We start from the raw sequence: 24459 nt of genomic DNA, 5'->3' as shown, positions 1-24459 counted from the left end.
AACAGGATGTTAATCAGAAACAAGTCGGGTGCAATCCTCCCATCATGCCTAACATATCGGCGATATACCATGAACAGGAACCATGAAACGGCGATTCCCGTTGTTATGATGAATATCCCCATATGGCTCTGCCGCCAAGTTCTCCCAAAGAACCAGATTAATGTATATGAAACCTCATACAGGAGATAAACCCATACATAGAAAGGGTGATTTCGAATATGTAAATTTCTTTTTTGCTTTTGTTTACTTCTCATATGTAAGGCATTCCCCCCTGCATCAGAACTTAATATGTCCCCAAATTTGTGATTTTTCCTGTTACAGGTCAATAGCGCAAAATAACTGTTTATAGTTTACCATACAAAATTCGGTCTTGGTATTTTTTTCACGGCTCTTATGCAAACCGGGCGTTTTATTACCCACTGATATTCGGGCACGCCATATCGCGTATAGCGGAATAATTGATTTCCCCAGATTCTTTTGACCTTTTTCTGATCAAAGTCATCATTTTATCTTTGTTCACAGCACCCCAGTATGTCATCCGCTTTCTCTTTAACTCTCATTGCCAAAAGGCTTGCGATTTGAAGTGTTATCAATAAGGAAATATAGAAAAAACACCGAATCCGCTGCGAATGCTCGAATCCGATGTTTCAACTGGTATCGCCTAAGGGAGTCGAACCCTTGATTCAGCCGTGAGAGGGCTGCGTCTTGACCACTTGACCAAGGCGACACATTTTCTTTTGTTCGTCTTGAAAACTGACGAATATTATTATATACTGTGAATTGGCTATTGTAAAGCAAAATTTTTATAGAACAGGAGATTTTTTTCTATGATGAAATATATCAGCACCCGGGGCATGGACAGCAGGCTGACAGGCGCGCAGGCAATCATTCAGGGAATCGCACCGGATAAGGGGCTTTACGTTCCTGAGGAAATCCCTGCACTTTCCTTTGTTCCCGGAGAAATGACGGACCGTTCTTATCAGGAAATCGCGAAGGCTGTCATCGGCACATTCTTCGACGACTACACCGCAGAGGAAATGCAGCGCTGCATCGACGGTGCCTACGACGAGAAGTTCGAAGAGAAGGAAATCGTTCCGATTACCGAGGCCGGAGACGCATTCTTCCTCGAGCTCTACCACGGAAAGACCGCAGCTTTCAAGGACATGGCTTTGTCGATCCTTCCATATCTTCTGACCACTGCCACAAAAAAAGAGCACGAGGATAAAAAAATCTGCATTCTGACGGCCACCTCCGGAGATACCGGAAAAGCGGCACTGGAGGGTTTCGCGGACGTGCCGGGAACGGAGATTATCGTGTTCTTCCCGAATCAGGGCGTGAGCCAGGTGCAGGAACGCCAGATGATCACACAGGAAGGCTCCAACACCCATGTGTTCGCGATCAAAGGCAATTTTGACGACGCCCAGACCGGCGTAAAAAAAATCTTCAATGACCGGAATTTCGCGGTCAGACTGGCGGATATGGGTTGCAGACTTTCCTCCGCGAATTCCATCAATATCGGACGTCTTGTTCCGCAGGTCGCCTATTACGTTTACGGCTACATTCAGCTCATCGCCCGCGGCGTGATCCGGGACGGCGACCCGATCAACATCGTCGTTCCCACCGGCAACTTCGGCAACATTCTGGCAGCTTATTATGCTAAGCAGATGGGTCTTCCGGTGGCGAAGCTGATCTGCGCCTCCAACAAAAATAAAGTTCTGACGGATTTCATCTCCACCGGCGTGTACGATACAAACCGGGACTTTTATCTGACGAATTCGCCATCCATGGACATTCTCATCTCCAGCAATCTGGAACGCCTGCTCTACCATCTGAGCGAGGGCAAAGGGCCGGAGATCCGCGATCTGATGGAGCAGCTGGAGTCCGCGAAGCATTATGAGGTTTCGGCCGCCATCCGCAGCGGACTGAAGGACTTCTACGGCGGTTTTGCAGATGTGGAGGCGACGAACAAAACCATCGGCGAGATGTATCGGAACAACGGGTACCTGATCGATACCCATACGGCGGTAGCATACAAAGTCTATTCAGATTACCGCAAGACCACGGGGGACCGGACTCCGACGCTGATTGCATCTACCGCCAGCGCCTATAAATTCGCGGAAAGCGTAGCGAAGTCCATCGGTCTTCCAGAACAGCCCGACGGATTCCGTTACATTGAGGAGGTTGCCTCCGGAACCGGCGTACGGGTGCCCCGCGGATTGAAGGATCTCGACAAAAAAGAAGTTCGTCACAGCGGCGTCATCGAAATCAGCCAGATGGAAGACACGGTAGCCGAAGCACTCCGGACACGATAGCCGAAGCGCTCCGGACACGGTAGTTGAAGCGCTCCGGACACGATAGCCGAAGCGCTCCGGACACGGTAGTTGAAGCACTCCGGACACGGTAGTTGAAGCGCTCCGGACACACTGACCACGCTGACACGCGAGGCTCGCGGGCGAAACAAATGTGAATACCCCGTAATGACACTGCCCCAGACACGCGGACCGCACCGACGCACGATGTTCGCGAGGTTTTCACGGGATCTCCGGGTTTGATAAAATTCTACGGGATTCGTAAGATTCAAGGTTTTCAAGAGTTTCAAGAGTTTTTGAGGTTTTGTAAGTTTTCCTCTTGCAAAACCTTTTATTTTATGGTAAATTAGTTCGTGGACACTGATGTGGAGGATTGACCGAGTGGCTAAGGAGCTCGCCTGGAAAGCGAGTAGGGTGTAACAGCCTCGTGGGTTCGAGTCCCATGTCCTCCGCCAGATCGAGCAGCTTTTAGAAGCTGCTCTTTTTTTATGCAATTCCAAAGGATCCGGCGATTGCAACGGTTTGCGGGTTTCAGAGCATCCGGTTTTGCACCGCATATAACCGCATACAACGGTATATAACGGCATGTTTTTTGAGGATTTTGATGGGAGAAAATGTGCGAATTCGCATATTTTTGAGAGTCCGTGGAACTTGAAGCTGCGGAGTGGTCACACCTGTTGGGAGCGATTGTGCGATTTCGCATAATTGATGCGGACATCTCCTTTACTTAATATGTAGATATCGATCTGAGGCAGAGGCCGGCTCCGGCATCTGCCTCAGATAGTACATATGAAAAGAGAAAGGAGATGATGCCGGATGCCGGACGAAACATTTCAAAAAAACAAGCCCCATTCAACTAATGAGAATACATTTTATTCCAATGAAGACAAGAGCGGTTCCGCGCAGAGGAAAATCTATGCGATTCCGATCTCCGAGATCGACACCTTCCCAAAGCACCCATTCCATGTGAAAGAAGACGAGGACATGAAAGCCCTGGTGGACAGCATCCGGATGAACGGCGTGCTCACGCCGGCTGCCGTCCGGAAGAAGGAAGACGGAAGATATGAACTGCTGTCCGGCCACCGGAGGAAACGGGCCTGCGAAATTGCAGGACTTAGCACCCTCCCCTGCAAAATCGTAGAGCTGAATCATGATGAAGCCGTCATCTTCATGGTGGACAGCAATCTGCAGAGAACAGAAATCCTTCCCAGTGAGAAAGCATTTTCATATAAGATGCGCCTGGATGCCATGAAACGGCAGGGAAAACGAACCGATTTAACTTCCAACCCAGTGGGTCGGAAGTTGCAGGAAGTGGAATCCGCTGGAATTATTGGTGTCGAAACAGGTGATAGCCAAACTCAAGTTCGCCGTTACATCCGCCTGACCCGTCTTATTCCTTCCCTGCTGCGGATGGTGGATGAGAAAAAGATTGCCCTGCGGCCTGCCGTGGAGCTGTCCTATCTTCCACGCGAATGGCAGGAAGTTGTTGTTGCGGCCGTCCATTATCAGAAACGAACGCCCAGCCACGCTCAGGCGAAGGAATTAAGGAAACTGGCCGAAAGCAGCAGCCTCACCAGAGAGCTGGTCTATCAACTGCTGGGTGAGAAAAAGCCGAATCAGAAAGACCGGATCATTCTGAAAACAGACACGATCAGGACATATCTTCCGAAGGACCTTCCGGCTTCACAGCGCGAAGAATACATTATCAAAGCACTGGATCACTATGGCAAGTACCGGGCAAGGCGGGAACGGGCGAAGCACGCTCGTTAAGATATGAGAAGCATATTTACATGGATCGGCTGCAGGAAAAAATAATTTTCCACTTGCTGCCGTCATTCGCATAATTGCTGTCGGTGTATTTCTTCCTTATGATAAAAGAAAAAAGGAGGTCAGAAAGATGTTCGGAAACAAATATAAGCTGAGCTACGACGAGCGCCGGATCATCGTCCTTTGCCTGATCGAAATGAAAAACAAGCTGATACAGGAGAACCGCTACACCGATGCCATCGACGATCTCCTGGTGAAATTCCTTGACGATTAAGCTATCCTTTCAGCCGGAAGCTGAATACATGACCCTGCACAATCCGGTGCGGGGTTATTTTTCTATCCGGCTTTCGGAGAAAGGATAAGAGATGGCTACAACAAAGGAAACAATGGAAATTATTGCAATGGGGCTGGGAGAAACCGGAGCCCGTGAAACAGAAAGCTGCGCAGGCTGCCCGTTAGTGGATGCACTTGCCAGGAGAGCTGCAGAGCATTTTGCTGAGATGACCGAAGAAATGGATGAGGAAGTGGTCCTGGAGATCGTACGCAAGCTGGAAACAGAGGCCTGTTCGGATGAACCGGGTACTATGATCGCCCTTCTCGGCAGGATCTTCCGCCAGAATGGAATGGAATCCGCTACAGCGAAAATGGAGGCACTGGACTATGAGAACATCAGACACTACACCGATGACGGATACAGTGGCGGTTCTTTTGATCGCCCCGCTTGGAAAGAAATGATTCGTGACATTGAAGATGGCGAGATAGCAACAGTGATTGCTAAAGATATGAGTCGAATCGGAAGAAACTATCTGGAGGTTGCAATGTACGTGTGTTAAGATTGACATGGAAGCGATGAGACGTTCAGATGAGATGATTGAGGTGAAAGGAAATTCGTTTGCAACGGCAAAATATACAAATTTGTGTTTAAGAAAGGAGCACTAAATGAAATATTCAGTCAAAAGGGTAATAACTATGTGTTTTGCTGTAGTGTTTTGCATTACAATAATGACGGGGTGCGGTGCAAATGAGCAAAATGAATCGGATTCCCAGCAAGTGAAAATTGTTGTTGCTGATGATGAATCAACAATAACATATTGCGATGATTACATTCGTTCAGTATCTGGCGGTTTGTATGTTACAAATTGTAGCGAATATCCAATATTAATATTGCTTATTCGTCAAGATAAAGGAACAAACGCAAATGAGGAAAATGAAGAAATATCACTTTCCTTAAATGGAAAAGAAACCAAACTGATTGAGAGTTGTGATAAGAATGTTCCATATGAAATCGGATGCAGAACTACTGCATCCGAAGGTGAAGAAATAAAATTGACATTTAAAGAATACGATGAATAGCTTGTTGGAAGTTCATATAATAGAGTTACCACAATATGGTTAGATAAATTCAACAAGCAAAGAAATACATAGCCACCAGGCTTTCAATTCAGAATGTCCGGTGGTTTTTTTATGTCCAGAAAGGAGAGTTTATGTCAAAAAAGAAGAAAAGAGATCCACCAGAGAAGTGGGAATCCAGAAGCGAACACGAACGCTTTGTGAGAATCTTTGAGAGCATGTATGAATCACCGGCATTCATCTCGCTCCCAACAGCTGCAGTGAGGCTGTACCTAATCCCTAAGAATGAGTTCAGAGGGGATCATACCGGAAAGGGAGCATGAAATTCTTTCTGTAATTTGGGGCCTTTCATGAGATGAGATATATCTGAATGGGAAAAACTCCCCTTCAGCACCTGTCTACTGTTTATCAGAAATCGGCTGGCATGTCAAGGACACCCGGCAATTCCGGGCGTTTCTGGTTTCGACACATCAGCTGATTTTTTCTATTCTGGGATCCTGTCCGGGTACATGATCGCCGGTTCTCCCAGGATCTGACCCCAGTTCCGGATCGGCATCGTCCATTTTCTGGTGGCTTCGAACGTGGCCAGGTACAGCGCCTTCAGAAGTGCCTGAGCGCTTGGAAATACGGACCTCTGACGGTTCAGCCTGCGCAGCGTGGCATTCAGCGACTCGATCGCATTGGTCGTGTAAAATGCCTTCCGAACGTCCGCGGAAAACTTGAAGATCGGAGAAACGGCATCCCAGTTCTCATACCAGCGTTTCATGGCATACGGGTACTGCGGCAACCATTTTCCTTTCACTCTTTCGAGCTGCTCCAGAGCGGCTTCTTCATCTACCACCGTATAGACTGTTTTCAGATCTTTGGCAAATTCTTTCATGTCTTTGTTTGCCACATATTTCAGCGTGTTTCGCACCATATGGACGATGCAGCGCTGCTGCTCCGTCTCCGGGTAAGCAGTTGTGATCGCCTCTTTGATCCCGGAGAGTCCGTCCGAGCAGAGGATCAGAATGTCTTGGACACCACGGTTTTTCAATGAATTCAATACAGTGAGCCAGTATTTGCTGCTCTCGTTCTCGCCGATGACCAGAGAAAGGACTTCCTTCTTTCCTTCGGTGTTGATTCCCAGAACCACATATGCGGCCACCTTGTGAACGATACTATCCTCCCGTACGGAGAAATGGATGCATCGATGAATATGATCGGATATACCGCGGAAAGCGGCCGGTTATGCCATTCTTCGATCTGTGGGAGGATCTTGTCTGTAACATTGGAAATGAAGCCCTCCGACGCCTCGAACCCATAGATATCCTGCATCGTTTCCGAGATCTGCTTCGTTGTCATCCCTTTCGCGTACATGGAGATAATTTTCTGATCGATGTCAGAAATGTCTTTCTGACGCTTCTTCACGATTTTCGGCTCGAAGGAAGAATTTCGGTCCTGCGGCACATCGATATCCATACTTCCATAGCTGGAATTGACTCGTTTGCTTTTGTAGCCGTTCCTGTAATTACGGTCCTCACTGTCATCGTTCGTCCGCTCTGACTTTTCATACCCGAGATGGTCATCCATCTCAGCTTCCATCATTTCTTTGATGGTTCCACCGAGAAGATCTTTCAACGCGTCCTGGATATCCTGAGCATTCTGGATATCATATTCCTGCAGCAGTCCCTAAATGATCGCTCGTTTCCCGTCCGTCATTTCCACGTGATGTACGGATTTTCTTTCTCTTTTTGCCATAATCTAAGGCCCTCCATGATTTTGATTGTATCATGAAAGGCCTCAGAAATGAATTTTTACAGAGATTATTTCATACTCTTAGGAAACATTTAATGGCTAAGGTTTAATGACCTTAGCCATTATGTATATCGAGATACCGTTTATGCGTCTGCTTTGAATACTTCGTCGTAGAGTCGCTGAATTTCCTTCGGCAGGCCATCCGGCAGCATGTTCTGTATGCCCTCTTCATCACCGTCGCGCATAGCGGTTTCATAATACCAGCATTTGTACTCCAGCAGATTCAGCGTCTTCTGAAGGTGCGCCATCTCCTCCTCCACAGCCTTCCGTCTGGCCTCAAACAACCGTTTCCTCTGCGGATAGGTAGACGGTCCCTCGCCGCACCACTGCATGAACCGTTTGATGTCCCGAATCTCAAGTCCGGAGTTTTTCAAGCACTCGATCACGCGAAGCGCTTCAACTTCACGTTCGCTGAATATCCGTCTTCCGGACTGACGGCGAAGCTCAGGGAAAAGTCCTTCCCTGTCATAATATCTCAGTGTGGACACCGGCAGCTGAAACATTTCCGAAATCTGCCCGATGGTATACGTTTCCATAAAATTCCTTTCACTTAACAAAAATATATTGACCTGAAGTCAGGTTCATGTAATATCATATAGATTGTACATCAAAACCGACGAAAAAACAATGCGGACAAGCAGAGAAACATTAGGAGGATATTATGCAATACAGAAACTTTAAGGATATGAAGCTGTCCATGCTGGGATTCGGCGCGATGCGCCTGCCTGTCATTGACGGCGACGATGCGAAAATCGACGCGGAAAAGACCATGCGCATGGTGGATTACGCCATGAAGCACGGCGTCAATTATTATGACACCGCATGGGGATATCACGGAGGACACTCCGAAGAGGTCATGGGACAGGCGCTGCGCAGATTCCCCAGAGACAAATACTTCCTCGCCACCAAATTTCCCGGATACGATCTGGCCAATATGCCGAAGGTTCAGGAGATATTCGAAAAACAGCTCGAGAAGACGGGACACGATTACTTCGATTTCTATCTGTTCCACAATGTCTGTGAAATGAACATCGAACAGTACCTCGATCCCCGGTACGGCATTATGGATTACCTGCGTAAGCAGAGAGAGTGCGGGCGCATCCGGCACCTCGGCTTCTCCTGCCACGGAGAACTGCCTGTACTGAAACGGTTCCTTGAAGCCTACGGCGACGACATGGAATTCTGCCAGCTGCAGTTGAACTATCTGGACTGGGAATTCCAGCACGGCCGGGAAAAAGTCGAGCTTCTGAAGAAATATAACATACCGGTCTGGGTCATGGAACCCCTCCGGGGAGGCAAGCTGGCGCACCTGAACGATGATCAGAAGAGCAGGCTGAAAGAACTGCGCCCGCAGGAGGAAATCCCGGCCTGGGCGTTTCGATTCCTGCAGGGGCTTCCGGAGGTCAGAGTGGTTCTCTCCGGTATGACAGACGAGTCCCAGCTGAAGGCCAACATCGAAACCTTTGAGCAGGATCTGCCTTTGAACGGTGAGGAACTGCAGACTCTGATGCAGATTGCAGAACAGCTGGCCGATGAACAGACTGTGCCGTGTACCGCCTGCCACTACTGCGTTGACCACTGTCCGGCAGGTCTGGATATTCCGCGCCTGATCTCTCTGTATAACGAGCATACACTTACAACAAAGTCAGGTCAGGTCGGTTTCATCGCCCCGATGGCACTGGCCGCGTTCCCGGAAGATAAGCGGCCATCCGCATGTCTGCACTGCAGAAGCTGTGAAAAGGTCTGTCCGCAGCAGATTAAAATCTCCGAGGTGATGGGTGATTTTGCAAATATTGTCTGATACTCGTGTTCAGGGATTCGGTCTTTTCCGAATCCCCTTTATCTTTCCAGAACTGCATTTTTCAGACACGAGTATGTCATTTTCTTTTCTTTATATGTGGTGAAGGTTCCTTTTACTGTAATCTTCGACTGATCCTCCGGATAACTGAGTCCTTTTCTCAACTTGAATTCAATTCCCTGACTGCAGCACGCAGTGGCGTCCTTGATGACACAGGCGTAATACGTCTTGCCCGACGCATCATCCTTTGTAATATAGCATACACCCTTTATCTTTATCATCCTTCCTTTATATCTGTCCGGATCGATCATGATATTGTAAACCTCCGAATAAATCGCTGTGCTGCTCATCTTCGTCAGATCCAGAAGCCCCTTTTTCCTGCTATTTTTTTCTTTCCCGGCGTTCCCGTCCGCATTGGATGAGTCTGAGGCTTCTGTTTCCGTACTGCCGTTATCAGAAGATGCACTTTCACTCTGTGTCGTCTTCGGGGCGGAATCTGATTTCTGCGTCTCGTTACTCTTTGTTCCGCAACCTGTCAGGATCAGGGCACAAAGAAACAGCAACAGGATCGCCCGGAATGTCTGAATTTTACTTTGTTTCATCACACTCCTCCTCTCAGCCTCGCGGCAATCATGCTCAGACCGAACGCAAGCGCGTCCGCGACAACAATGGTGGAACCCACCGGAGTCCCCGCGAGAACTGACACGAGAATCCCGATCAGCGCACAGCTCACAGAGATTGCGGCGGAAGCAGCCGTAACTGCCCGAAAGCTCTCAAACAGACGCATTGCCGCCATGGTTGGAAAGATGATCAGCGCCGAAACCAGCAGCGCACCGACGAGGTTCATCGCAAGCACGATGATGACTGCGATGATGACCGCCAGAAGCAGGTTATAAAATTCCACGCTGATTCCGCATACCCTGGCAAAATTTTCATCAAAGGTCAGCGCAAACAGCCGGTTATACAGCAGCAGAAACAGCATCAGCGTCACCGCAGAAAGAACTGCGCACAGCGCCACCTCCCCGGTCGTCAGCGTCAGAATAGACGTCGAGCCGAACAGAGTGCTGCAGACGTCCCCCGATACATTTGCCGAGGCTCCTGCCACATTCACCGTAAGATATCCGAAAGCCAGAGCGCCCACCGACAGCATGGCGACCGCAGCATCGCCCTTCACTCTTCTGTTCTGACCCGATTTCAGAAGAATCACCGCACTGAATATAGTGACCGGAAGAATCAGAAGCATGCGGTCAGAAAGTTTCAGCACGACCGCCACGCTCATCGCACCGAACGCTACGTGAGACAGTCCGTCCCCGATATAGGAAAAATGGCGGAGAACCAGTGTCACCCCGAGCAGTGACGACACCAGTGCGATCAGAAGTCCGACGATGATCGCGTACCGCACAAACGGGTAGTCCAGATAAAACGTCAGCTTCTCCGTCAGCGTCATGATTGCGGTCATCACAGCCCCACCTCCCTCCGGTTCAGGAACCTCTTCCCTGTTTCACTGCGCAGATAGTCCTCATTCCTGCCGAAAAAGCAGGCGTTTCCAATATGGAGAATGTGATCTGCGTAGCGCACCGCCGAGAGGATGTCGTGAGAGATCATGACGATCGTCGTTCCTCCTCTGTTGAGTTCCCCGATTATCGCGTACATTTCCCTTGTCGCCTCGGGATCCAGACCTGTCACCGGCTCGTCCATGAACAGAATTTTCCCGGAGGCGCACAGCGCCCTTGCCAGCAGAACCTTCTGCTGCTGCCCGCCGGAGAGGTTACGAAAGCTTCTGCCCGCAAGTTCTTCGATACAAAGGCGTCGCATGATCGCCCGGGCTTCTGCCTTTTCACTCCTCCGGTAGAACGGTCTCCATCCCGTCTGCCCCTGGAAACCGGACAATACGATCTCTCCGGCAGTCGCGGGGAAATCCCGCTGTGTGTGCATCTGCTGGGGGAGATACCCGATTTCGTTCTTCCGGACATCCGGGCTGTAGACCGGTTGTCCGCTTACCGGCTTCTGCAGGCCGAGAAGAGTACGCATCAGCGTACTCTTTCCCGCACCGTTTTCCCCTACAATACAGAGGTAATCCCCCGCGTTCACACTGAAACTGAGGCCGGATGCGATGGCCTGCTCTCCGTAACCGATGGATAAATTATTGCAGCGGATCTGTTCCATGACTATTCCTCCCGCTGCAGTGCTTTCTTCAGCACGCCGAGGTTCGCCGTCATGACGCCGAGGTAGGTCTTTCCCTTTTCCACATCCTCAGAAGTCGTTGACTGCATGGAATCCAGCGTCACAATGTGCTGACTCTTTTTCCCGGTATTTTTTATAATCGTCCTGGCGATTTTCCGGTCGGACCCCTCTATGGTCGCGATATTCTTCAGTTTAAGCTTATCCACCTTCTTCGCCAGGAACGAAATTGTTTTGAAGCTGGCTTCCGTCTCGGCGGAGCAGCCCGCAAACGCGGCGTAATACTCCAATCCATAGTCGTCCACCATGTAACGGAACGGAAAACGGTCGCCGACCACCAGTGTTTTGCCTGCCGACCGTCGGACCGCTTTTTTGTATTTTTCGTCCAGGGCAGATAGCTGACGAAGATATTCAGCTTCGTTTTTCCCGTATGTGTTTGCGTTCTCCGGATCCAGCGCTTCGATTTCCTTTGCGACCGCTTTTGTCAGCACCTTCGCGTTTTTCAGTGAAAGCCACACGTGTTCATCGTACTCCGGCTCGTCACTGCCGTCTTCCTCTTCTTCCTTTTCCGGCATCATTCCTTCTTTCGATTCCTCTTCTTTCACAGAATCGCCCAGGACATCCAGAAGATTGATCACTTTCATTTTCTTGTTTGTGGAGTCCTTCAGTGCCTTGCTGACCCATTCATCCGATTCACCGCCGACATAGATGAACAGGTCGCAGGATTTTACCTTTGCGATGTCCTCCGTCGTCGGCTGATAGCTGTGCAGATCGACTCCGTTATCCAGAAGCATCGTCACCTCTGCCTGATCCGCTTTGCTGCCGAGGATCTGTGTGACCCAGTCATATTCCGGGAATATAGTTGTAACGATTTTTATTTTTTTGCTTTCCGCGGAAGTTTTCGACTCTGAATTGCCGCTGTCTTTCGCGCAGCCTGAGAGAGCAGCCACTACAAAGACCACTGCCGCCAGAAGAATTACTGCTGTTTTTTTCATAACATAACTGACCCTTTCTTTTTTCGTCGTAAGATAGCATTGACTCGCGGCTCACGCCGTCAGAAAGGGTATTTTCAGTTGTTCATCCGGACTTTGCGGACAATCAGAGTATCCGCTGCTGCAAAATATGAAAAAATGAGAGAAAGGACGGTAAAGAACACTGCCGCGGTTCCCGCCGCGGGCGACGGAGTGTCACCGCCGTACAGCGTCTGGACGATATTCTCACACTGGTGCAGACAGACACAGATCGGGCAGTCGTCGCCCGAACAGTGGTGATCGGACTCCTCCGCGATATAGAAGGTGGCCAGAACGACCGTTGCCAGCAGAAGAACGCTGAGAAAAACAGCAGTGAACCTTTCTCTGGTATGAAAACCTGTCATCCTCAGCACGGCTGCTCCCCTCCCTTCTTCTCTGTCCCCGATTTTATGCGGGAATATCTGATTCATGAATTCCTTCTGAAATTGAAAACTACGTTCAATTTTAAATTCATTTTCCCCGGCTGTCAAGTGGATTGCGGATGCTTTCAGATTCAGAGCGTCGCTTTTCCGCGCCTTCAGAGAGGTCGTCAGACGGCTGATTTGAACCTTTCTCTTCCTTCGCGAGAATCATCGAAAAATATCCGGCGGTGTCCGGAATCGAATCCGCTCCGCGGTAGATTTTCTGACCCAGCATCCCGCAGTTTTCGACCATGTAAACCTCCCTCCCGCTGCCGGCGAGGGCTGATTTTACCGCATCCATGCGTGTTCCGGATTTCATCAGCGCACAGGTTCCCGGCAGGCGGAGCGTCTCCTCCAGTTCCGACTCATCCATCTGACCGGCGGGAATAATATGCAGCGCCTCATCCCATTCCGTCAGCGGCACTCCGGCTTCTGCCGCCGCCGCACAGAAGGACGGTACGCCGCTGATATATCCGGTCGGATATCCCAGCCCGGCGATCCGTTCCTCCAGATAAGCAAACGTGGAATATACCGCCGGATCCCCCAGTGTCAGAAACGCCACATCCTTCCCCTGCTTCAGAAAGGACTCCAGAAGCAGCGCTCCCTGCCGGAAAGACTTTGTCAGTTCCGCTCTGTCGCGGGTCATCGGCATATCCACCGCCAGCAATTCCTTTGTCGCCAGAGACGGCTCCGCCTGTACCGCAATCCTGTACGCCGTACTCTGCCGCGCATCCTTCCCCGGGCAGGCAATTACCGCAGACTCGCGGATAATCCTCACCGCCGCCAGCGTCATCAGCTCCGGATTACCCGGTCCTACCCCTACTCCATATAACGTACCCTTCATACATCTCCTCCAGTCTGTTCTTTCATCAGTTCATCACCCCATCTGCGTCAGAGTTTCCGGCTTCTGCCGTTCCGGAAACGTTCTCTTTTTTGTGAAAAGATAAAACAAAGGCATCAGATACATGAACGCCGCATACGGCAGACACCGGAAGTCCACGCCGAAGAAAGCCAGCGGCACGGAGCACCCGATGCTCCAGGGAATAAAGCACGCAATCAGAATAACGGAATTCTCCATATCGATGGCGAGTTCCTCTCGGCTTCCCCCACCGTCCAGATAGGGCTTCTTCAGAAGGTCACTGCACATCAGCGTAGAAATCGTCTGATTGCAGAAGACCACCGCAGACGCCAGGGAAAGAAGCAGCATCACAGGAAACCGCCCGATGCGGGTACACGCCCGTTCCAGACGGAGCTGCAGAGAATCAAGCATTCCCGTCCCGTTGAAAATCCCCGAATAGGTACAGGAAATCAGCAGGATCCCGATAATTTCCAGCATGGACACCAGGCCGCCTCCGTTGAGAATCCTGCCCAGACCGTTTCCCTCCGCCTGATAACCGATTACACAGATCTGCAGAACCTTCAGCAGCGGAACGCCCTGCACCTGCCAGGCCACCAGAATTCCTGCGGCGATGCTGAGTCCCATGGAAATCATGACGCTAACGTGAAGCAGCGGCAGAAGTAGCATGATGACAGCCGGTACAAAAGCCCACAGGGAGAGATTAAACGCCGATTCGAATTCCGAAACCAGAGCGTTGTCTACATGACTGATCGGGTTCCGCACAGACAGAACCGCGTAGACGACAAAACACAGTGCCAGCGGAACGGCAGCGGTCCGCATCATGACACGGACATTGTCGAAAATCTTTGTTCCTGTGATCCCCGCCACCATATTCGCACTGGACGAAACCGGGGAGCCGCGATCCCCGAAATAGACGCCGCTCATCAGTACGCCGGCGGTAATCAGCGGATCCACGCCTCCGCTTCTGGCAAGCGTCATAAAAATGACACCCACCGTCCCGGCGACTCCGAAGGATGTTCCCAACGCATAGCTGAGCAGACAGGACAGAAGGAACGTAATGATCAGAAACGCCGACGGCGTGATAATCTTAATCCCGTAGTACACAAAAATCGTAATCGTGCCGCTCACTCTCCAGGCTGCTGTGATGAAACCGATCACACACATCACCTCAATGACGATGAGAGATTCCCGGGCTCCGCGGATTCCCATTCCGCAGAGTTTCCGCAGCGGATATCCCCGGTGCAGCCCCACAGCCGCGAACGCCGCCAGACCTGCAAGCAGCGCGAGGATCATAGAGGTTCCGCTGATCAGAGCGGCGACCATACATCCCACAAAAACACAAAACGCAATCAGAAGATCCATTTCTCACTCCTACGCCAAAACAGTTACTGAAACAAGTTTATCACAGCCCCTTTTATTTGTAAATCCACTGTTCCTGCGATTTCTGCCACCCGCCGGTCCCGTACGGTTTTCCATCTGCTCCTGTTTTCGCCCTCTTTTCTTTCCTTCCCTTTGTTTCCTCTTCTTGTTTCCTCTTCACAAATATCCGCGGACTGTGATATAATGTAGTGTCTGCTCATTAAGTCCCCATCGGACTTAATGGGCGCTGACGGCAGTTTATCAGCAGCGCCGCGGCGCACCATCCAATGGAAGGGTGCCCGGCATTGGCAAAATGTTCGCGGCCGTCTGATTTATTGAGATATTATGGAGGCGTATAAATGGAAAAGAAAACACCGAATGTCAGAGCTCTGGCTCCGATTTTAGTCTTTCTCGTTCTCTATCTGGGAAGCGGGATCTATTATGAGTATATCAGGCCCAGGAGCGGACAGATGGGCTTCTATGTCATGTCTGTCGTCGTTGCGTTCATGGTGGCTCTGGTTGTGGCCTTTCTTCAGAACCCGAAGCTGTCGTTTGATGAGAAGATTCACGTCTGCGCCGGGGGCATCGGTGATGACAATATCACGATCATGCTGTTTATCTTCCTGATGGCCGGTGCATTCAGCGGAATTGCCCAGGCCTCCGGCGGAGCGACCAGTACTGCCTATATGCTCCTGAACATCATCCCGCCGAACTTCGCTATTCCCTGTCTGTTTCTGATCGCCTGTCTGATTTCCATGGCCATGGGAACCAGCGTCGGAACGATCACCGTGCTCGTCCCGATTGTCTTTGTCGTAGCCAACAGCGCAGGCCTCAGTCTGCCGTTCTGCGTCGGAACGGTCGTCGGGGGCGCCATGTTCGGCGACAACCTGTCTTTCATCTCCGACACCACCATCGCGGCAACCAAGACGCAGGGCGTGGAAATGAAAGATAAATTCCGGGTTAATTTCCATATCGCACTTCCCGCAGCTATTATCACCTTTGCCATCCTGATCGCCTTTGCGATGACGGGAGGCTCCGCCGATCTGCAGCACTATCAGTACAATGTCTGGCAGGCCATCCCGTATTTCGTCGTACTGCTGGCCTCTCTCTGCGGAATAAATGTTTTTATCGTTCTGGGATGCGGCACAATACTCTGCGGCATCGTGGGCCTCGCTACCGGCTCTCTTACCATCGCCACAGCGTTCAGCGCCATGGGAGAAGGCACAAAAAATATGTTCGAGACCATGATCGTCACGATTCTGGTCGCCTCCATGGGATCGCTGATGCGGGAATACGGCGGTTTTGAATGGATTCTTCAGACAATCCGGAATCACTCCAGAACACGGAGAGGCGGCATGCTCGGCATAGGGCTGCTGACCGCCCTGATGGATATCGCGACGGCGAATAACACAGTAGCTATCGTGATGGCCGGACCGATCGCAAAGGATATCAGCACCGAGTTCGGCATCGATCCGCGCAAGACTGCGTCGCTTATCGATATATTCTCTTGCATCTGCCAGGGTATCATTCCCTATGGCGCACAGCTGCTGATCGCGGCCAGCATCGCCAAAATCACCAGCGTCTCTATCATTCCGTTCCTCTTCTATCAGTTCCTGCTCCTGGTCTGTGTCATTATTTCCATCATCGTCGACAGACCCGTCCGGGCACAGAGGACCACGAAAGATCTCGAGAACAAAAAAGTCAGCTGAGCGTTCCGCTCCCGCGCCGGTTACATGCTGCCGGCGCTTTTTGCGTGCTGATTCGTCGAATACGCCTGAAGCAGCCAAAATACGGAAGGCATGTCCTGTGTCACGCCACAGGGATTTTCATTCGTTTTACCCGAAAATACGGCACAAACATCGGCTAAAGCTGAATAAAAAGCATACGCGAACACGCGAACAAATGTTTACTTTTTGTTCGCGTTGTGTTATACTTTCTGTATAAATCATTTACAGGGGGACGCTATGGCTGATTTAAAAGAAAAAGAACAGAAGATACTGGATTTCATGAGAGAGGAAATCCGAACCAAGGGATATCCGCCTACTGTCCGCGAGATCTGTGCGGCCGTCGGAATCAAATCCACCTCTACAGCTCATAAGGCCATCGGCGCTTTGGTGGAGAAAGGCTATCTTCGCAAGGATCCGGCTAAGCCCCGGGCACTGGTTCTGGTACCGCAGGAGGAAGACGGGCCGGAAACCGATACCCCGGTCTCCCCTGAAAACGCCGCTCCGCAGCAAACACCCGATCCGGCGCCGGAGCGCGAGGACATCATCGATATCCCCGTTATCGGACGCGTCGCCGCCGGTACGCCGATCACCGCGGAGGAAAATATGGACGGAACCTTCCCTGTTCCCGCACAGTTCGTTCAGGGAACCTGTTTCATGCTCCGCGTTCGCGGTGAATCCATGATCAACGTGGGAATCATGGATGGGGATCTGATCCTCGTCGAACAGCAGAACACCGCAGAAAACGGCGACATTGTCGTTGCTATGATTGACGGATTTGAAAGTGAAGCGACTGTGAAAACCTATTACAAAGAGGATGATCACATCCGCCTTCAACCGGAAAATGACACCATGAGCCCGATTATCGTTCGGGATGTGAGCATTCAGGGGAAGGTACGCGGCGTCTTCCGCTACCTGAACTGAACCGTAACTGAGCCTTGCACAACCCGCCAGAAACCCTACCTGCCGGCGGCAGCTTAATCGACCTGCTGCTTATTAACCGGTCGATGTTGTCCTATGCCCTTGAAGCGAGATCAGCGGCTAACCTTCAACCCGTTCAGTAAAGGTTAGCCGCCGGTAAAGTTTTATGTCCTCGAAACGAGACAGGCCTACCCGGCCGGTTCTCTTCGGTTTATCGTGAAAGAAGTTTCTGTATTGCGGCGTCCAGCCCATCGAGCGTCAGCTCATACATCGGAAACACCTCCCGTACCAGTGCGATGGTACGGGATCCCCATGCGTATCCCCAGCGTTCTTTTTTTATGGGATTCAGCCAGACGATATTTTTATAGTGCCTCTCCAGTTTTTTCAGCCAGTCGATGCCGGGTTCTTTGTTGTAGACATACCAGTCCAGATTTCCTCCCCGGGACAATAACTCATAGCTGGACATTGCCGCGTCTCCCACCAGAATCACCTTATAGTCTGAATCCAGATTTCTGAGCACCCACTCGGTCTCGATCCAGCGGCCGTTCGCGCAGGAGGGATCCGTATAAAGGTAATCATAGACACAGTTATGGAAATAATAGATTTTCAGATCTTTCAGGTGTGTTGAATCGTGCAGCGCCTGGAACAGTCTGCTGCAGAGTTCGCTGTGCTGATACATGGAGCCGCCCGCATCCATCATCAGAAGCAGCTTGACGGTGTTCTTTCGGGGCTTTTCATAGACAAGTCTCAGAAGTCCCGCATTCTCACAGGTGGCGTCAATGGTCTCATCGATGTCCAGTTCTGTTTTCGCCGTGTCTACCCGGGTGGAAAACTGCCGCAGCTTCCGGAAAGCCATCTGAAACTGACGGGTATCAAGTTCATTGTCCTGCCGGAAATCGCGGAAGTTGCGATCCTCCGCAATCTGCACCGCCGACCGGTGTCGTCCTGCGCCGCCGACCCTGATTCCCGCGGGATTGTAGCCGCCGTGGCCAAAGGGCGATGTTCCTCCGGTTCCGACCCAGTAATTTCCGCCGTCGTGCTTTTCTTTCTGCTCCTCCAGACGTTCCCGGAACATCTTCTGCAGCGTATCGAAGTCGAATTCCTTCGCCCATTCCGGCATATCCTCGAGTTCCCGCTCTAGTTCACCCTGATTCAGCCAGTCCCATAATTCCTCCGGAATTTCATCCACCGATTGAATCGACTGAAAAAAAACTGCGAACGCCATATCAAATTTGTCGTAGTCGCTCTCCCGTTTCACGAGAACATTCCGGCAAAGATAATAAAACTCCCGCAGCGAATTTCCGGCCAGTCCCCGATCCAGAGCATCCATCAGACAGAGCCATTCGTCCAGCGAAACATTCAGGCCGTATTCCCGCAGTGTGTAGAAAAAATGGATAAACATCAGCTTATCTCCTATATGCCCTGAGGAGCTCGATATCCTGATTTTTCTTCAGCAGCACGCCTACATAGGGAATTTCCTCCCGGATCCTCTTCACATCGACACCGCCGATCTGCAGCGCCTGAATCCAGTCCAGCAGCTCCGAAGTGCTCGGTTTTTTCATAATATCTTTCATATGGCGGATGTCATAAAAAGCCTTCATCGCTTCATCCACTAGTCTCCTGTCGATGTCTCCGTAATGCACCCGAATAATCTCCCGCATCTTTTCCTCCTCCGGGAAATCGATGTAATGGAAAATACACCGGCGGAGAAAAGCATCCGGCAGTTCCTTCTCCGCATTAGACGTGATGATCACCACCGGACGATGTTTTGTTCTCACCGTAGTCTTTGTCTCTGTAATATAGAATTCCATACGGTCCAGCTCCCACAGCAGGTCGTTGGGGAACTCCAGATCCGCCTTATCTATTTCATCGATAAGGAGAACCGCCTGTTCCTCGGAAGTGAACGCCTCACCCAGCCTGCCGAGACGGATGTACCGGGAAATGTCCGAGACATCACCTTCGCCGAACTGACTGTCATACAGGCGCTGCACCGTGTCATAGACATACAGGCCCTCCTGCGCCCGCGTCGTCGATTTGATTCCCCAGATATACAGCGGCATCTCCAGTGCGTCGGCGATAGATTGGGCAAGCATGGTCTTTCCCGTTCCCGGCTCTCCCTTGATTAACAAAGGCTTTTCCAGCGCGATTGCCACGTTCACGGCGTTCATCAGTTCTCCGGACGCTACATAGTCATTACTTCCTCTGAATTTTTTCATTATTTTCCTCTTTATGCTTTTATCTTCTTTGTATTCTCCGCCGTATTTCCCCAGCGTTCTGCCAACGCAGTCCCGTCTCCGCCTTCATGCCGACATTTCCCGCCGGCGCAGGCTGCATCGCCGTCTTGATCTTCGCATCAGCGCATTTCCCGCCGTCGCAAAATGCGCCGCCGGCGAATGCGACAGCGCTCTCCTATCCGATTGCCAGCGGCACCAGCACAGTTGTAAGCAGTTCCTCAAACAGACCGATGGCAAAGGCATAGGCGATAATTTCATCTCTCGTCGCGCGCTGCAGAATCGGCAGCGCTACATCCATAACGCAGATACCCGGAATCGATGCGGTCTCAATATATCCGATCCTCTTTGCCAGAACCGGAATCAGCACGATACCGCCCAGTTCCCGCAGCACGTTGTGCATGAAGGAGATGGCAGATGCCACCTGATGTCCGGCATGCCCGATACAGATGGGCGCATAGGTGTACCATCCGTAGCCGTATCCGATAGCCATGGATTCCCGCACGGTAATCTGCGGGAAGATCAGACCGATCAGAATTGCCGAGATTGTAGTTCCCACCAGAATCGCGACAGGAATCACCAGAACCCTTGCTCCGATTTTGCTCAGGGCGCGGATCACTTCACCGCTGAGACCCATGCCGTAACCGATCGCAAGAATCATGATGCACAGGCCGACCACAAGCGCCTTGGAACTCAGATCATCAAAGACAAGCATCTGCTCGTGATCCAGTACGGTACGAATCCCGAAGAATCCGATTGCAAGACCGAGCGCCAGCATCAGAAGAATCAGACGGGTCATGCTGTTGTCATTTCCGGTTTTCCGGTCGGCGTTTTCTTCTACATCGTCAATATGCTTCAGCATCACCGTCTCCTCCGGCGTATCACCGTCTCCGGTCAGACTCCCCTGCCCGCCGGGTGTCTTTTCATGGAGGAACCCCCATTTGTCCAGACGCATAAGCCTGCGCGCCACCGATACCGCGAAGCATGTGCCGATCCACAGCAGCACGGTAAAGGCAAGAGAGATCAGCCCGATTGGTCCGATATTATCGATCACCTGCTGATTTGATCCCATCCGAAGCCCCATAATCAGCACCAGAAGGGAAATGAACACCATCATAATGACCTCAGACGCCTTCTCCCCGATCCGGCGATTCCGCATCCGGTATCCTCCGAGATATCCAATTACAAGCATGCTCAGATACAGAGCGACATAAAACATAAAACCTCTCCTTTGTCAGCGCCCATTGATTCCGACAGAAGCTAACGGGCAGGCACCGTTTTAATGCCCGCTTATTACTAACCGTCTCCAACATAAACTTATGAGCAGATACCTAATGCTTTACGCGATAAACAAAGTAACCAGCACCGGAACGGCAAAAGACAGCACAACGCCGTTCACAAAGGAATAAATCGCCGTCGTTCCGCTGGTCGCCCGCTCGATGATCGGGAGGCAGACATCCATTGAGGATGAACCCGGAAGCCCGCAGCTCTCCACAAAGCCCACATATCTCGCAACAAGCGGAATCGAGAGAATCCCCAGCAGTTCACGCATTACATTATGCATAAAACAGATCGCTCCCGCCAGGACAAATCCCCGGTCCATTATGATTCCGGGCGCCAGCGTATACCAGCCGAAGCCGGCGCCGACCGCCAGCGATTCCTTTAGGCTGATCGGCAGGAAAAGCGCACAGACTGCGGACCCCGCCAGCGTCCCGACGATAACTGCGGCCGGAATAGCCAGGATCCGGATTCCCACTTTTCGGAAGTGTGCAACAACCTTTCCTTCGATCCCGATATCGATTCCGACGAAAATCAGCAGCGTACAGAGACCGAGTTTGATAACCAGACTGATCGTCTCATTGAAACTGTCGAAATGCTTCAGCCGCAATGCAAAGCCGAAATATCCCGCAGCGATTCCGGCAGCAACAAAACCCAGTATTACAAGAGTCATCGGGTCGATGCCGCGTCCCCCGGATGCACCGCTCAGATTATCTTCGATGGCCTTCTCCACCGGATCCTCTGTCTGATCCGTCTTCATAAGTCCATAGCGATTGATTCCAAGCAGTTTTCTCACAAAAAAAATGCACACAACGCTGAACACCATAACGACAATGGTGAATACAAAGGCGTACAGCCCGATGGTATCCAGCTGCTCTACGATTTCTCTGTTGGCGCCGATTCGCAGTCCCATAGCGAAAACCAGCACCGCGATCGCCGCAGTCTGCACCTTCGCGGTCCAGGGCAGATTCCTTTCCTTTTTCCGGTACCGGTCGCCGATAAAATATCCGACGACAGTAATTCCCAGATAAAGTGCCATATCTCCCATAAGTGATTCCCTCTCCTTTTTTATTATATCGAATCAGTCTTTGTTCCGCAAGAGACAAAACCCGCATCCGCTAGGGTCTCCCACGCAGCTTCTGCACGCCTGATCCGGAACCGGGGCGCCCGTCGGGAGCACAAAATATATGCCTGCCGAGGCAGCTGCCGGCCGCATCGACCCCGCCTCAGAAATTTCAACGCCCGCGGCTCCGGGATCCGCCAGTTTTCCGCAGGCGAAAATTTCCTCCATCGACATTCCGTAATACCCCGGCCCCATCTGCGGGGAAAGGCAGTATCCGGAAGGGATCCCTCCGGCAAGATCCTTCTTCAGCCGGGAAACCGCCGCAGCCAGATAACTTTCCTCCCAGAGCGTTTCATAGAAGGACTCTATGCTCCCGGCTTCGGTGCTCCCATCGTCCATGTCGGCGGCGCCTTTCTCTTCACCCTTGCCTCCGGTGCTCCCGGCGTCCATGTCGACGGCTTTCTCTCCGTCCGCGCCGGCACCGGTGGATTCCAGCCCCGAAACGCTCAGAAACCAGACGTAAGCTCCCGTTACCGAAGTTTTCGCGTACTGTTCCAGCACAGGCGCCGTCAGGCGCACATACTCCGGGAATTCCGAAGATTTCGCGGCGTGCGCGTGTTTCAGCAGAACGGAGTTCGGGGATTCCTGCTTTGTATCACAGAATGAAACGACCGCACGGATATCAATCTTCTGTATCCTCGCGTCCCGGTACCGCCTCCCGCCGGAAAGAAAAACCTCCCGGCCTTTCCCCGTCAGGCCGTGGCCGCCCGCCCGGGCGAAATGACGCTCCGCAGAAACACGAAGCTCCTTCTCCGGAATTCTGACAGGCGTGTCTCTATACATAGATGATCTGCACATTCCTGCAGTTTGTCACGTAGACAAGAGACGCATAGTTGATATCGAAATCTATAATGTCCCCGGGCTTCAGATCCCGTCCGCAGTCTTCAACATCCAGAATCGTATGATCGCTGGAGGCTCCGATCACCTGAATTCCCTTCTCCCTCGGGAAGATGTCCTCGATGCTCCCGTAATCGACCTTACCGATTCCCAGCAGCGCTCTCTTCCGGATTCCACGGTCCACATAATCCGGGGTGTGTCCGAAAGCATCCACCGCGATCTGTCCCACCGGATGCGTCGGTTTTTCTTTCACTTCAATAACCTCTGCCTTCAGTGTGTACACATCCTGATGCATAAAGCTCATATCATAACCGTAAAACAGTTCCAGATCCCTGGCCAGAAGGATTCCCTCTCCGCAACGGAGCATATTAATCCGTTCGGGAATGTCCTCATCCAGAACTCGCATCAGGCTGCTTGTCGCGCCGCCGGAAATGTACCGGAGCTTTCTGCCGATTCTCGCCTCAATGCGTTCCGCAACATCCACCAGTTCGTCCAGTTTTTCCTTTGTTGCCAAGATTGAGCCGTAGCAGCCCAGATTAGTACCCACGCCTGCCAGTTCCAGATGTTCCATCCCGGTTTCCACCTGTTCCGCCACATCTGTCATCTCATTCTTGTCCCAGTAACCTTCCCGCAGATCGCCCAGATCCGCCATGAGAATGATCCCGTGTTTCCGGTTCTGCCTTCCGGCCTCTTCATTCAGCGCCTTCAAAACGGAAAGCTCGCTGTTCAGACTGATATCCGTCAGCCGGATAACCTCCGGAATCTCGCTGGGCATCGGCACACGCAGCAGCAGAAACGGCAGTTCTATGCCCGCATTCCGCGCATCCTCCAATTGCTCCAGACGCGAAGAAGCAATCATGGTGCATCCGCCCTCCGCGAAAGCCTTGGCGCATTCCGGAAGTCCCGTCGTGCCCTTGATTACACCGGCAATCTCAATACCTTTGTCCGCACACCGCTTCACCATCTGCTCCGCGTTTTCCTTCAAATAGTCCAGGTTGATTTCAACTCTCGGATATAGCTGTTTTACCATATATAGTACTTCCTTTCATCGTATATCATGGCAAGTAGACAAGCTCTACTGTCACTAATAAATATTCTATTACATCCCGACAGGAAATTCAATCGCTTTGGGCGGTTACACAAAAATAGGGGTTCTAAAAAATATGTTGGGGTGGCTCACTGTCTGTGAGCCATCTTTAGATTGAAAAAGTAAGAGCATCAAATACCAAAATCCTGTAGAATAAAGCTGCGAAACAAAACCCTCAGGAGGTAATCAATGCTCTACAGAGATTGTATCGAAAAACTGCTTCAATTGGAAGATGTAATCGTCACAAATATAGAATGCTCCGGCAGGCAAATGCATATCCATCTAAGGATGCAGCAGCGCCTGCACCACTGCCCGAAATGCGGAGCCGTCACCAGCAAGGTTCATGATTACCGGACACAACTGGTCCGGGACGTCTCCATCAGCGGCTATGATACGATCCTGCATT

25 protein-coding genes, 2 tRNA genes and 1 pseudogene are annotated in these 24459 nt (G+C 51.3%); 11 read left to right on the top strand and 17 right to left on the bottom strand.

Going from position 1 to position 24459, the window contains the following annotated elements; translation table 11 throughout:
- Window positions 1-652: 652 nt before the first annotated feature.
- Window positions 653-727 (bottom strand) — tRNA-Glu (locus tag FYJ64_RS03795).
- Window positions 728-827: 100 nt separating this feature from the next.
- Here FYJ64_RS03795 and thrC point away from each other — a divergent pair.
- The 7 genes from thrC (at window position 828) to FYJ64_RS03765 (ending at window position 5749) form a co-directional block, all read left to right on the top strand.
- Window positions 828-2312, top strand: coding sequence for a threonine synthase (thrC, locus tag FYJ64_RS03790; RefSeq protein WP_154573917.1), 1485 nt, complete (start codon window positions 828-830; stop codon window positions 2310-2312).
- Window positions 2313-2676: 364 nt separating this feature from the next.
- Window positions 2677-2764: transfer RNA gene (locus tag FYJ64_RS03785), tRNA-Ser, on the top strand.
- 361 nt (window positions 2765-3125) lie between these two features.
- Window positions 3126-4079, top strand: a complete 954-nt coding sequence (locus tag FYJ64_RS03780; RefSeq protein WP_154573916.1) for a ParB/RepB/Spo0J family partition protein — start codon at window positions 3126-3128, stop codon at window positions 4077-4079.
- A 127-nt stretch (window positions 4080-4206) separates the two neighbouring features.
- Window positions 4207-4350, top strand: a complete 144-nt coding sequence (locus FYJ64_RS11320; RefSeq protein WP_168851741.1) for a hypothetical protein — start codon at window positions 4207-4209, stop codon at window positions 4348-4350.
- A 91-nt stretch (window positions 4351-4441) separates the two neighbouring features.
- On the top strand, window positions 4442-4909 hold the full coding sequence (locus tag FYJ64_RS11875) for a recombinase family protein (RefSeq protein WP_465250609.1): 468 nt from the start codon (window positions 4442-4444) through the stop codon (window positions 4907-4909).
- Between the two features lie 106 nt (window positions 4910-5015).
- A complete protein-coding gene (locus FYJ64_RS03770; RefSeq protein ID WP_154573915.1) occupies window positions 5016-5429 on the top strand; it encodes a hypothetical protein in 414 nt (137 codons plus the stop codon).
- Between the two features lie 131 nt (window positions 5430-5560).
- Window positions 5561-5749 (top strand): hypothetical protein, encoded by a 189-nt coding sequence (locus tag FYJ64_RS03765; RefSeq protein WP_154573914.1) that lies wholly within the window; start codon window positions 5561-5563, stop codon window positions 5747-5749.
- A gap of 161 nt (window positions 5750-5910) precedes the next feature.
- Here FYJ64_RS03765 and FYJ64_RS03760 read toward each other — a convergent pair.
- A pseudogene (locus FYJ64_RS03760) lies at window positions 5911-7094 on the bottom strand (IS256 family transposase).
- A 212-nt stretch (window positions 7095-7306) separates the two neighbouring features.
- Window positions 7307-7759 (bottom strand): MerR family transcriptional regulator, encoded by a 453-nt coding sequence (locus tag FYJ64_RS03755; protein ID WP_154573913.1) that lies wholly within the window; start codon window positions 7757-7759, stop codon window positions 7307-7309.
- A 125-nt stretch (window positions 7760-7884) separates the two neighbouring features.
- Here FYJ64_RS03755 and FYJ64_RS03750 point away from each other — a divergent pair, with 125 nt between their 5' ends.
- Window positions 7885-9024: an aldo/keto reductase gene (locus FYJ64_RS03750; RefSeq protein ID WP_154573912.1), complete on the top strand. Its 1140-nt coding sequence runs from the start codon at window positions 7885-7887 to the stop codon at window positions 9022-9024.
- 38 nt (window positions 9025-9062) lie between these two features.
- Here FYJ64_RS03750 and FYJ64_RS03745 read toward each other — a convergent pair whose 3' ends face one another.
- From FYJ64_RS03745 to FYJ64_RS11645, 8 genes are all read right to left on the bottom strand, one after another.
- Complete coding sequence (locus tag FYJ64_RS03745; protein ID WP_154573911.1) at window positions 9063-9623, bottom strand: hypothetical protein; 561 nt, start codon at window positions 9621-9623, stop codon at window positions 9063-9065.
- A complete protein-coding gene (locus FYJ64_RS03740; protein ID WP_235897111.1) occupies window positions 9623-10480 on the bottom strand; it encodes a metal ABC transporter permease in 858 nt (285 codons plus the stop codon). The genes FYJ64_RS03745 and FYJ64_RS03740 overlap by 1 nt, the downstream gene beginning before the upstream one ends.
- Window positions 10480-11187 (bottom strand): metal ABC transporter ATP-binding protein, encoded by a 708-nt coding sequence (locus tag FYJ64_RS03735; RefSeq protein WP_154573910.1) that lies wholly within the window; start codon window positions 11185-11187, stop codon window positions 10480-10482. Before FYJ64_RS03735 ends, FYJ64_RS03740 begins: the two co-directional genes overlap by 1 nt.
- Window positions 11188-11189: 2 nt before the next feature.
- The gene (locus FYJ64_RS03730; RefSeq protein ID WP_154573909.1) at window positions 11190-12197 is read right to left on the bottom strand and encodes a metal ABC transporter substrate-binding protein; all 1008 of its coding nucleotides are present in this window, start codon (window positions 12195-12197) and stop codon (window positions 11190-11192) included.
- Between the two features lie 74 nt (window positions 12198-12271).
- Entirely contained in the window at window positions 12272-12643 is a 372-nt protein-coding gene (locus tag FYJ64_RS03725; protein ID WP_154573908.1) for a hypothetical protein, read from the bottom strand.
- Window positions 12644-12683: 40 nt separating this feature from the next.
- On the bottom strand, window positions 12684-13478 hold the full coding sequence (cobI, locus tag FYJ64_RS03720) for a precorrin-2 C(20)-methyltransferase (protein WP_154573907.1): 795 nt from the start codon (window positions 13476-13478) through the stop codon (window positions 12684-12686).
- Window positions 13479-13511: 33 nt separating this feature from the next.
- On the bottom strand, window positions 13512-14855 hold the full coding sequence (locus tag FYJ64_RS03715) for a Na+/H+ antiporter NhaC family protein (RefSeq protein ID WP_154573906.1): 1344 nt from the start codon (window positions 14853-14855) through the stop codon (window positions 13512-13514).
- Between the two features lie 52 nt (window positions 14856-14907).
- Window positions 14908-15033, bottom strand: coding sequence for a hypothetical protein (locus FYJ64_RS11645; protein ID WP_268891398.1), 126 nt, complete (start codon window positions 15031-15033; stop codon window positions 14908-14910).
- A gap of 178 nt (window positions 15034-15211) precedes the next feature.
- Here FYJ64_RS11645 and FYJ64_RS03710 point away from each other — a divergent pair, with 178 nt between their 5' ends.
- On the top strand, window positions 15212-16561 hold the full coding sequence (locus FYJ64_RS03710) for a Na+/H+ antiporter NhaC family protein (RefSeq protein WP_154573905.1): 1350 nt from the start codon (window positions 15212-15214) through the stop codon (window positions 16559-16561).
- A 255-nt stretch (window positions 16562-16816) separates the two neighbouring features.
- Window positions 16817-17500, top strand: a complete 684-nt coding sequence (lexA, locus tag FYJ64_RS03705; RefSeq protein WP_154573904.1) for a transcriptional repressor LexA — start codon at window positions 16817-16819, stop codon at window positions 17498-17500.
- 208 nt (window positions 17501-17708) lie between these two features.
- Here the strand turns inward: lexA and FYJ64_RS03700 are convergent, their stop codons facing one another.
- From FYJ64_RS03700 to FYJ64_RS03675, 6 genes are all read right to left on the bottom strand, one after another.
- On the bottom strand, window positions 17709-18899 hold the full coding sequence (locus FYJ64_RS03700; protein WP_154573903.1) for a vWA domain-containing protein: 1191 nt from the start codon (window positions 18897-18899) through the stop codon (window positions 17709-17711).
- A gap of 4 nt (window positions 18900-18903) precedes the next feature.
- Window positions 18904-19713: an AAA family ATPase gene (locus FYJ64_RS03695; protein WP_154573902.1), complete on the bottom strand. Its 810-nt coding sequence runs from the start codon at window positions 19711-19713 to the stop codon at window positions 18904-18906.
- Between the two features lie 193 nt (window positions 19714-19906).
- On the bottom strand, window positions 19907-20947 hold the full coding sequence (locus FYJ64_RS03690) for a LysO family transporter (protein ID WP_154573901.1): 1041 nt from the start codon (window positions 20945-20947) through the stop codon (window positions 19907-19909).
- Window positions 20948-21067: 120 nt separating this feature from the next.
- The gene (locus FYJ64_RS03685; protein ID WP_154573900.1) at window positions 21068-22054 is read right to left on the bottom strand and encodes a LysO family transporter; all 987 of its coding nucleotides are present in this window, start codon (window positions 22052-22054) and stop codon (window positions 21068-21070) included.
- A 33-nt stretch (window positions 22055-22087) separates the two neighbouring features.
- Complete coding sequence (locus FYJ64_RS03680) at window positions 22088-22912, bottom strand: hypothetical protein (protein ID WP_154573899.1); 825 nt, start codon at window positions 22910-22912, stop codon at window positions 22088-22090.
- On the bottom strand, window positions 22905-23996 hold the full coding sequence (locus FYJ64_RS03675; protein ID WP_154573898.1) for an alanine racemase: 1092 nt from the start codon (window positions 23994-23996) through the stop codon (window positions 22905-22907). The genes FYJ64_RS03680 and FYJ64_RS03675 overlap by 8 nt, the downstream gene beginning before the upstream one ends.
- Before the next feature lie 246 nt (window positions 23997-24242).
- Between FYJ64_RS03675 and FYJ64_RS03670 the strand changes: the two genes are divergently transcribed.
- Window positions 24243-24459: transposase family protein (locus FYJ64_RS03670; protein WP_206045534.1), on the top strand; the 217-nt coding region annotated here is incomplete at its 3' end.

The organism is Hornefia butyriciproducens (assembly GCF_009695915.1).
Lineage (GTDB): Bacteria > Bacillota > Clostridia > Peptostreptococcales > Anaerovoracaceae > Aminicella > Aminicella butyriciproducens.
This window is presented reverse-complemented; position numbering and strand designations above follow the sequence as displayed.

Bases quoted from the DNA above. Each gene is read 5' to 3' on its own strand.
- thrC (WP_154573917.1), top strand. From the start codon at position 828: ATGATGAAATATATCAGCACCCGGGGCATGGACAGCAGGCTGACAGGC.
- FYJ64_RS03780 (WP_154573916.1), top strand. From the start codon at position 3,126: ATGCCGGACGAAACATTTCAAAAAAACAAGCCCCATTCAACTAATGAG.
- FYJ64_RS11320 (WP_168851741.1), top strand. From the start codon at position 4,207: ATGTTCGGAAACAAATATAAGCTGAGCTACGACGAGCGCCGGATCATC.
- FYJ64_RS11875 (WP_465250609.1), top strand. From the start codon at position 4,442: ATGGCTACAACAAAGGAAACAATGGAAATTATTGCAATGGGGCTGGGA.
- FYJ64_RS03770 (WP_154573915.1), top strand. From the start codon at position 5,016: ATGAAATATTCAGTCAAAAGGGTAATAACTATGTGTTTTGCTGTAGTG.
- FYJ64_RS03765 (WP_154573914.1), top strand. From the start codon at position 5,561: ATGTCAAAAAAGAAGAAAAGAGATCCACCAGAGAAGTGGGAATCCAGA.
- FYJ64_RS03755 (WP_154573913.1), bottom strand. From the start codon at position 7,759: ATGGAAACGTATACCATCGGGCAGATTTCGGAAATGTTTCAGCTGCCG.
- FYJ64_RS03750 (WP_154573912.1), top strand. From the start codon at position 7,885: ATGCAATACAGAAACTTTAAGGATATGAAGCTGTCCATGCTGGGATTC.
- FYJ64_RS03745 (WP_154573911.1), bottom strand. From the start codon at position 9,623: ATGAAACAAAGTAAAATTCAGACATTCCGGGCGATCCTGTTGCTGTTT.
- FYJ64_RS03740 (WP_235897111.1), bottom strand. From the start codon at position 10,480: ATGACCGCAATCATGACGCTGACGGAGAAGCTGACGTTTTATCTGGAC.
- FYJ64_RS03735 (WP_154573910.1), bottom strand. From the start codon at position 11,187: ATGGAACAGATCCGCTGCAATAATTTATCCATCGGTTACGGAGAGCAG.
- FYJ64_RS03730 (WP_154573909.1), bottom strand. From the start codon at position 12,197: ATGAAAAAAACAGCAGTAATTCTTCTGGCGGCAGTGGTCTTTGTAGTG.
- FYJ64_RS03725 (WP_154573908.1), bottom strand. From the start codon at position 12,643: ATGAATCAGATATTCCCGCATAAAATCGGGGACAGAGAAGAAGGGAGG.
- cobI (WP_154573907.1), bottom strand. From the start codon at position 13,478: ATGAAGGGTACGTTATATGGAGTAGGGGTAGGACCGGGTAATCCGGAG.
- FYJ64_RS03715 (WP_154573906.1), bottom strand. From the start codon at position 14,855: ATGGATCTTCTGATTGCGTTTTGTGTTTTTGTGGGATGTATGGTCGCC.
- FYJ64_RS03710 (WP_154573905.1), top strand. From the start codon at position 15,212: ATGGAAAAGAAAACACCGAATGTCAGAGCTCTGGCTCCGATTTTAGTC.
- lexA (WP_154573904.1), top strand. From the start codon at position 16,817: ATGGCTGATTTAAAAGAAAAAGAACAGAAGATACTGGATTTCATGAGA.
- FYJ64_RS03700 (WP_154573903.1), bottom strand. From the start codon at position 18,899: ATGTTTATCCATTTTTTCTACACACTGCGGGAATACGGCCTGAATGTT.
- FYJ64_RS03695 (WP_154573902.1), bottom strand. From the start codon at position 19,713: ATGAAAAAATTCAGAGGAAGTAATGACTATGTAGCGTCCGGAGAACTG.
- FYJ64_RS03690 (WP_154573901.1), bottom strand. From the start codon at position 20,947: ATGTTTTATGTCGCTCTGTATCTGAGCATGCTTGTAATTGGATATCTC.
- FYJ64_RS03685 (WP_154573900.1), bottom strand. From the start codon at position 22,054: ATGGGAGATATGGCACTTTATCTGGGAATTACTGTCGTCGGATATTTT.
- FYJ64_RS03680 (WP_154573899.1), bottom strand. From the start codon at position 22,912: ATGTATAGAGACACGCCTGTCAGAATTCCGGAGAAGGAGCTTCGTGTT.
- FYJ64_RS03675 (WP_154573898.1), bottom strand. From the start codon at position 23,996: ATGGTAAAACAGCTATATCCGAGAGTTGAAATCAACCTGGACTATTTG.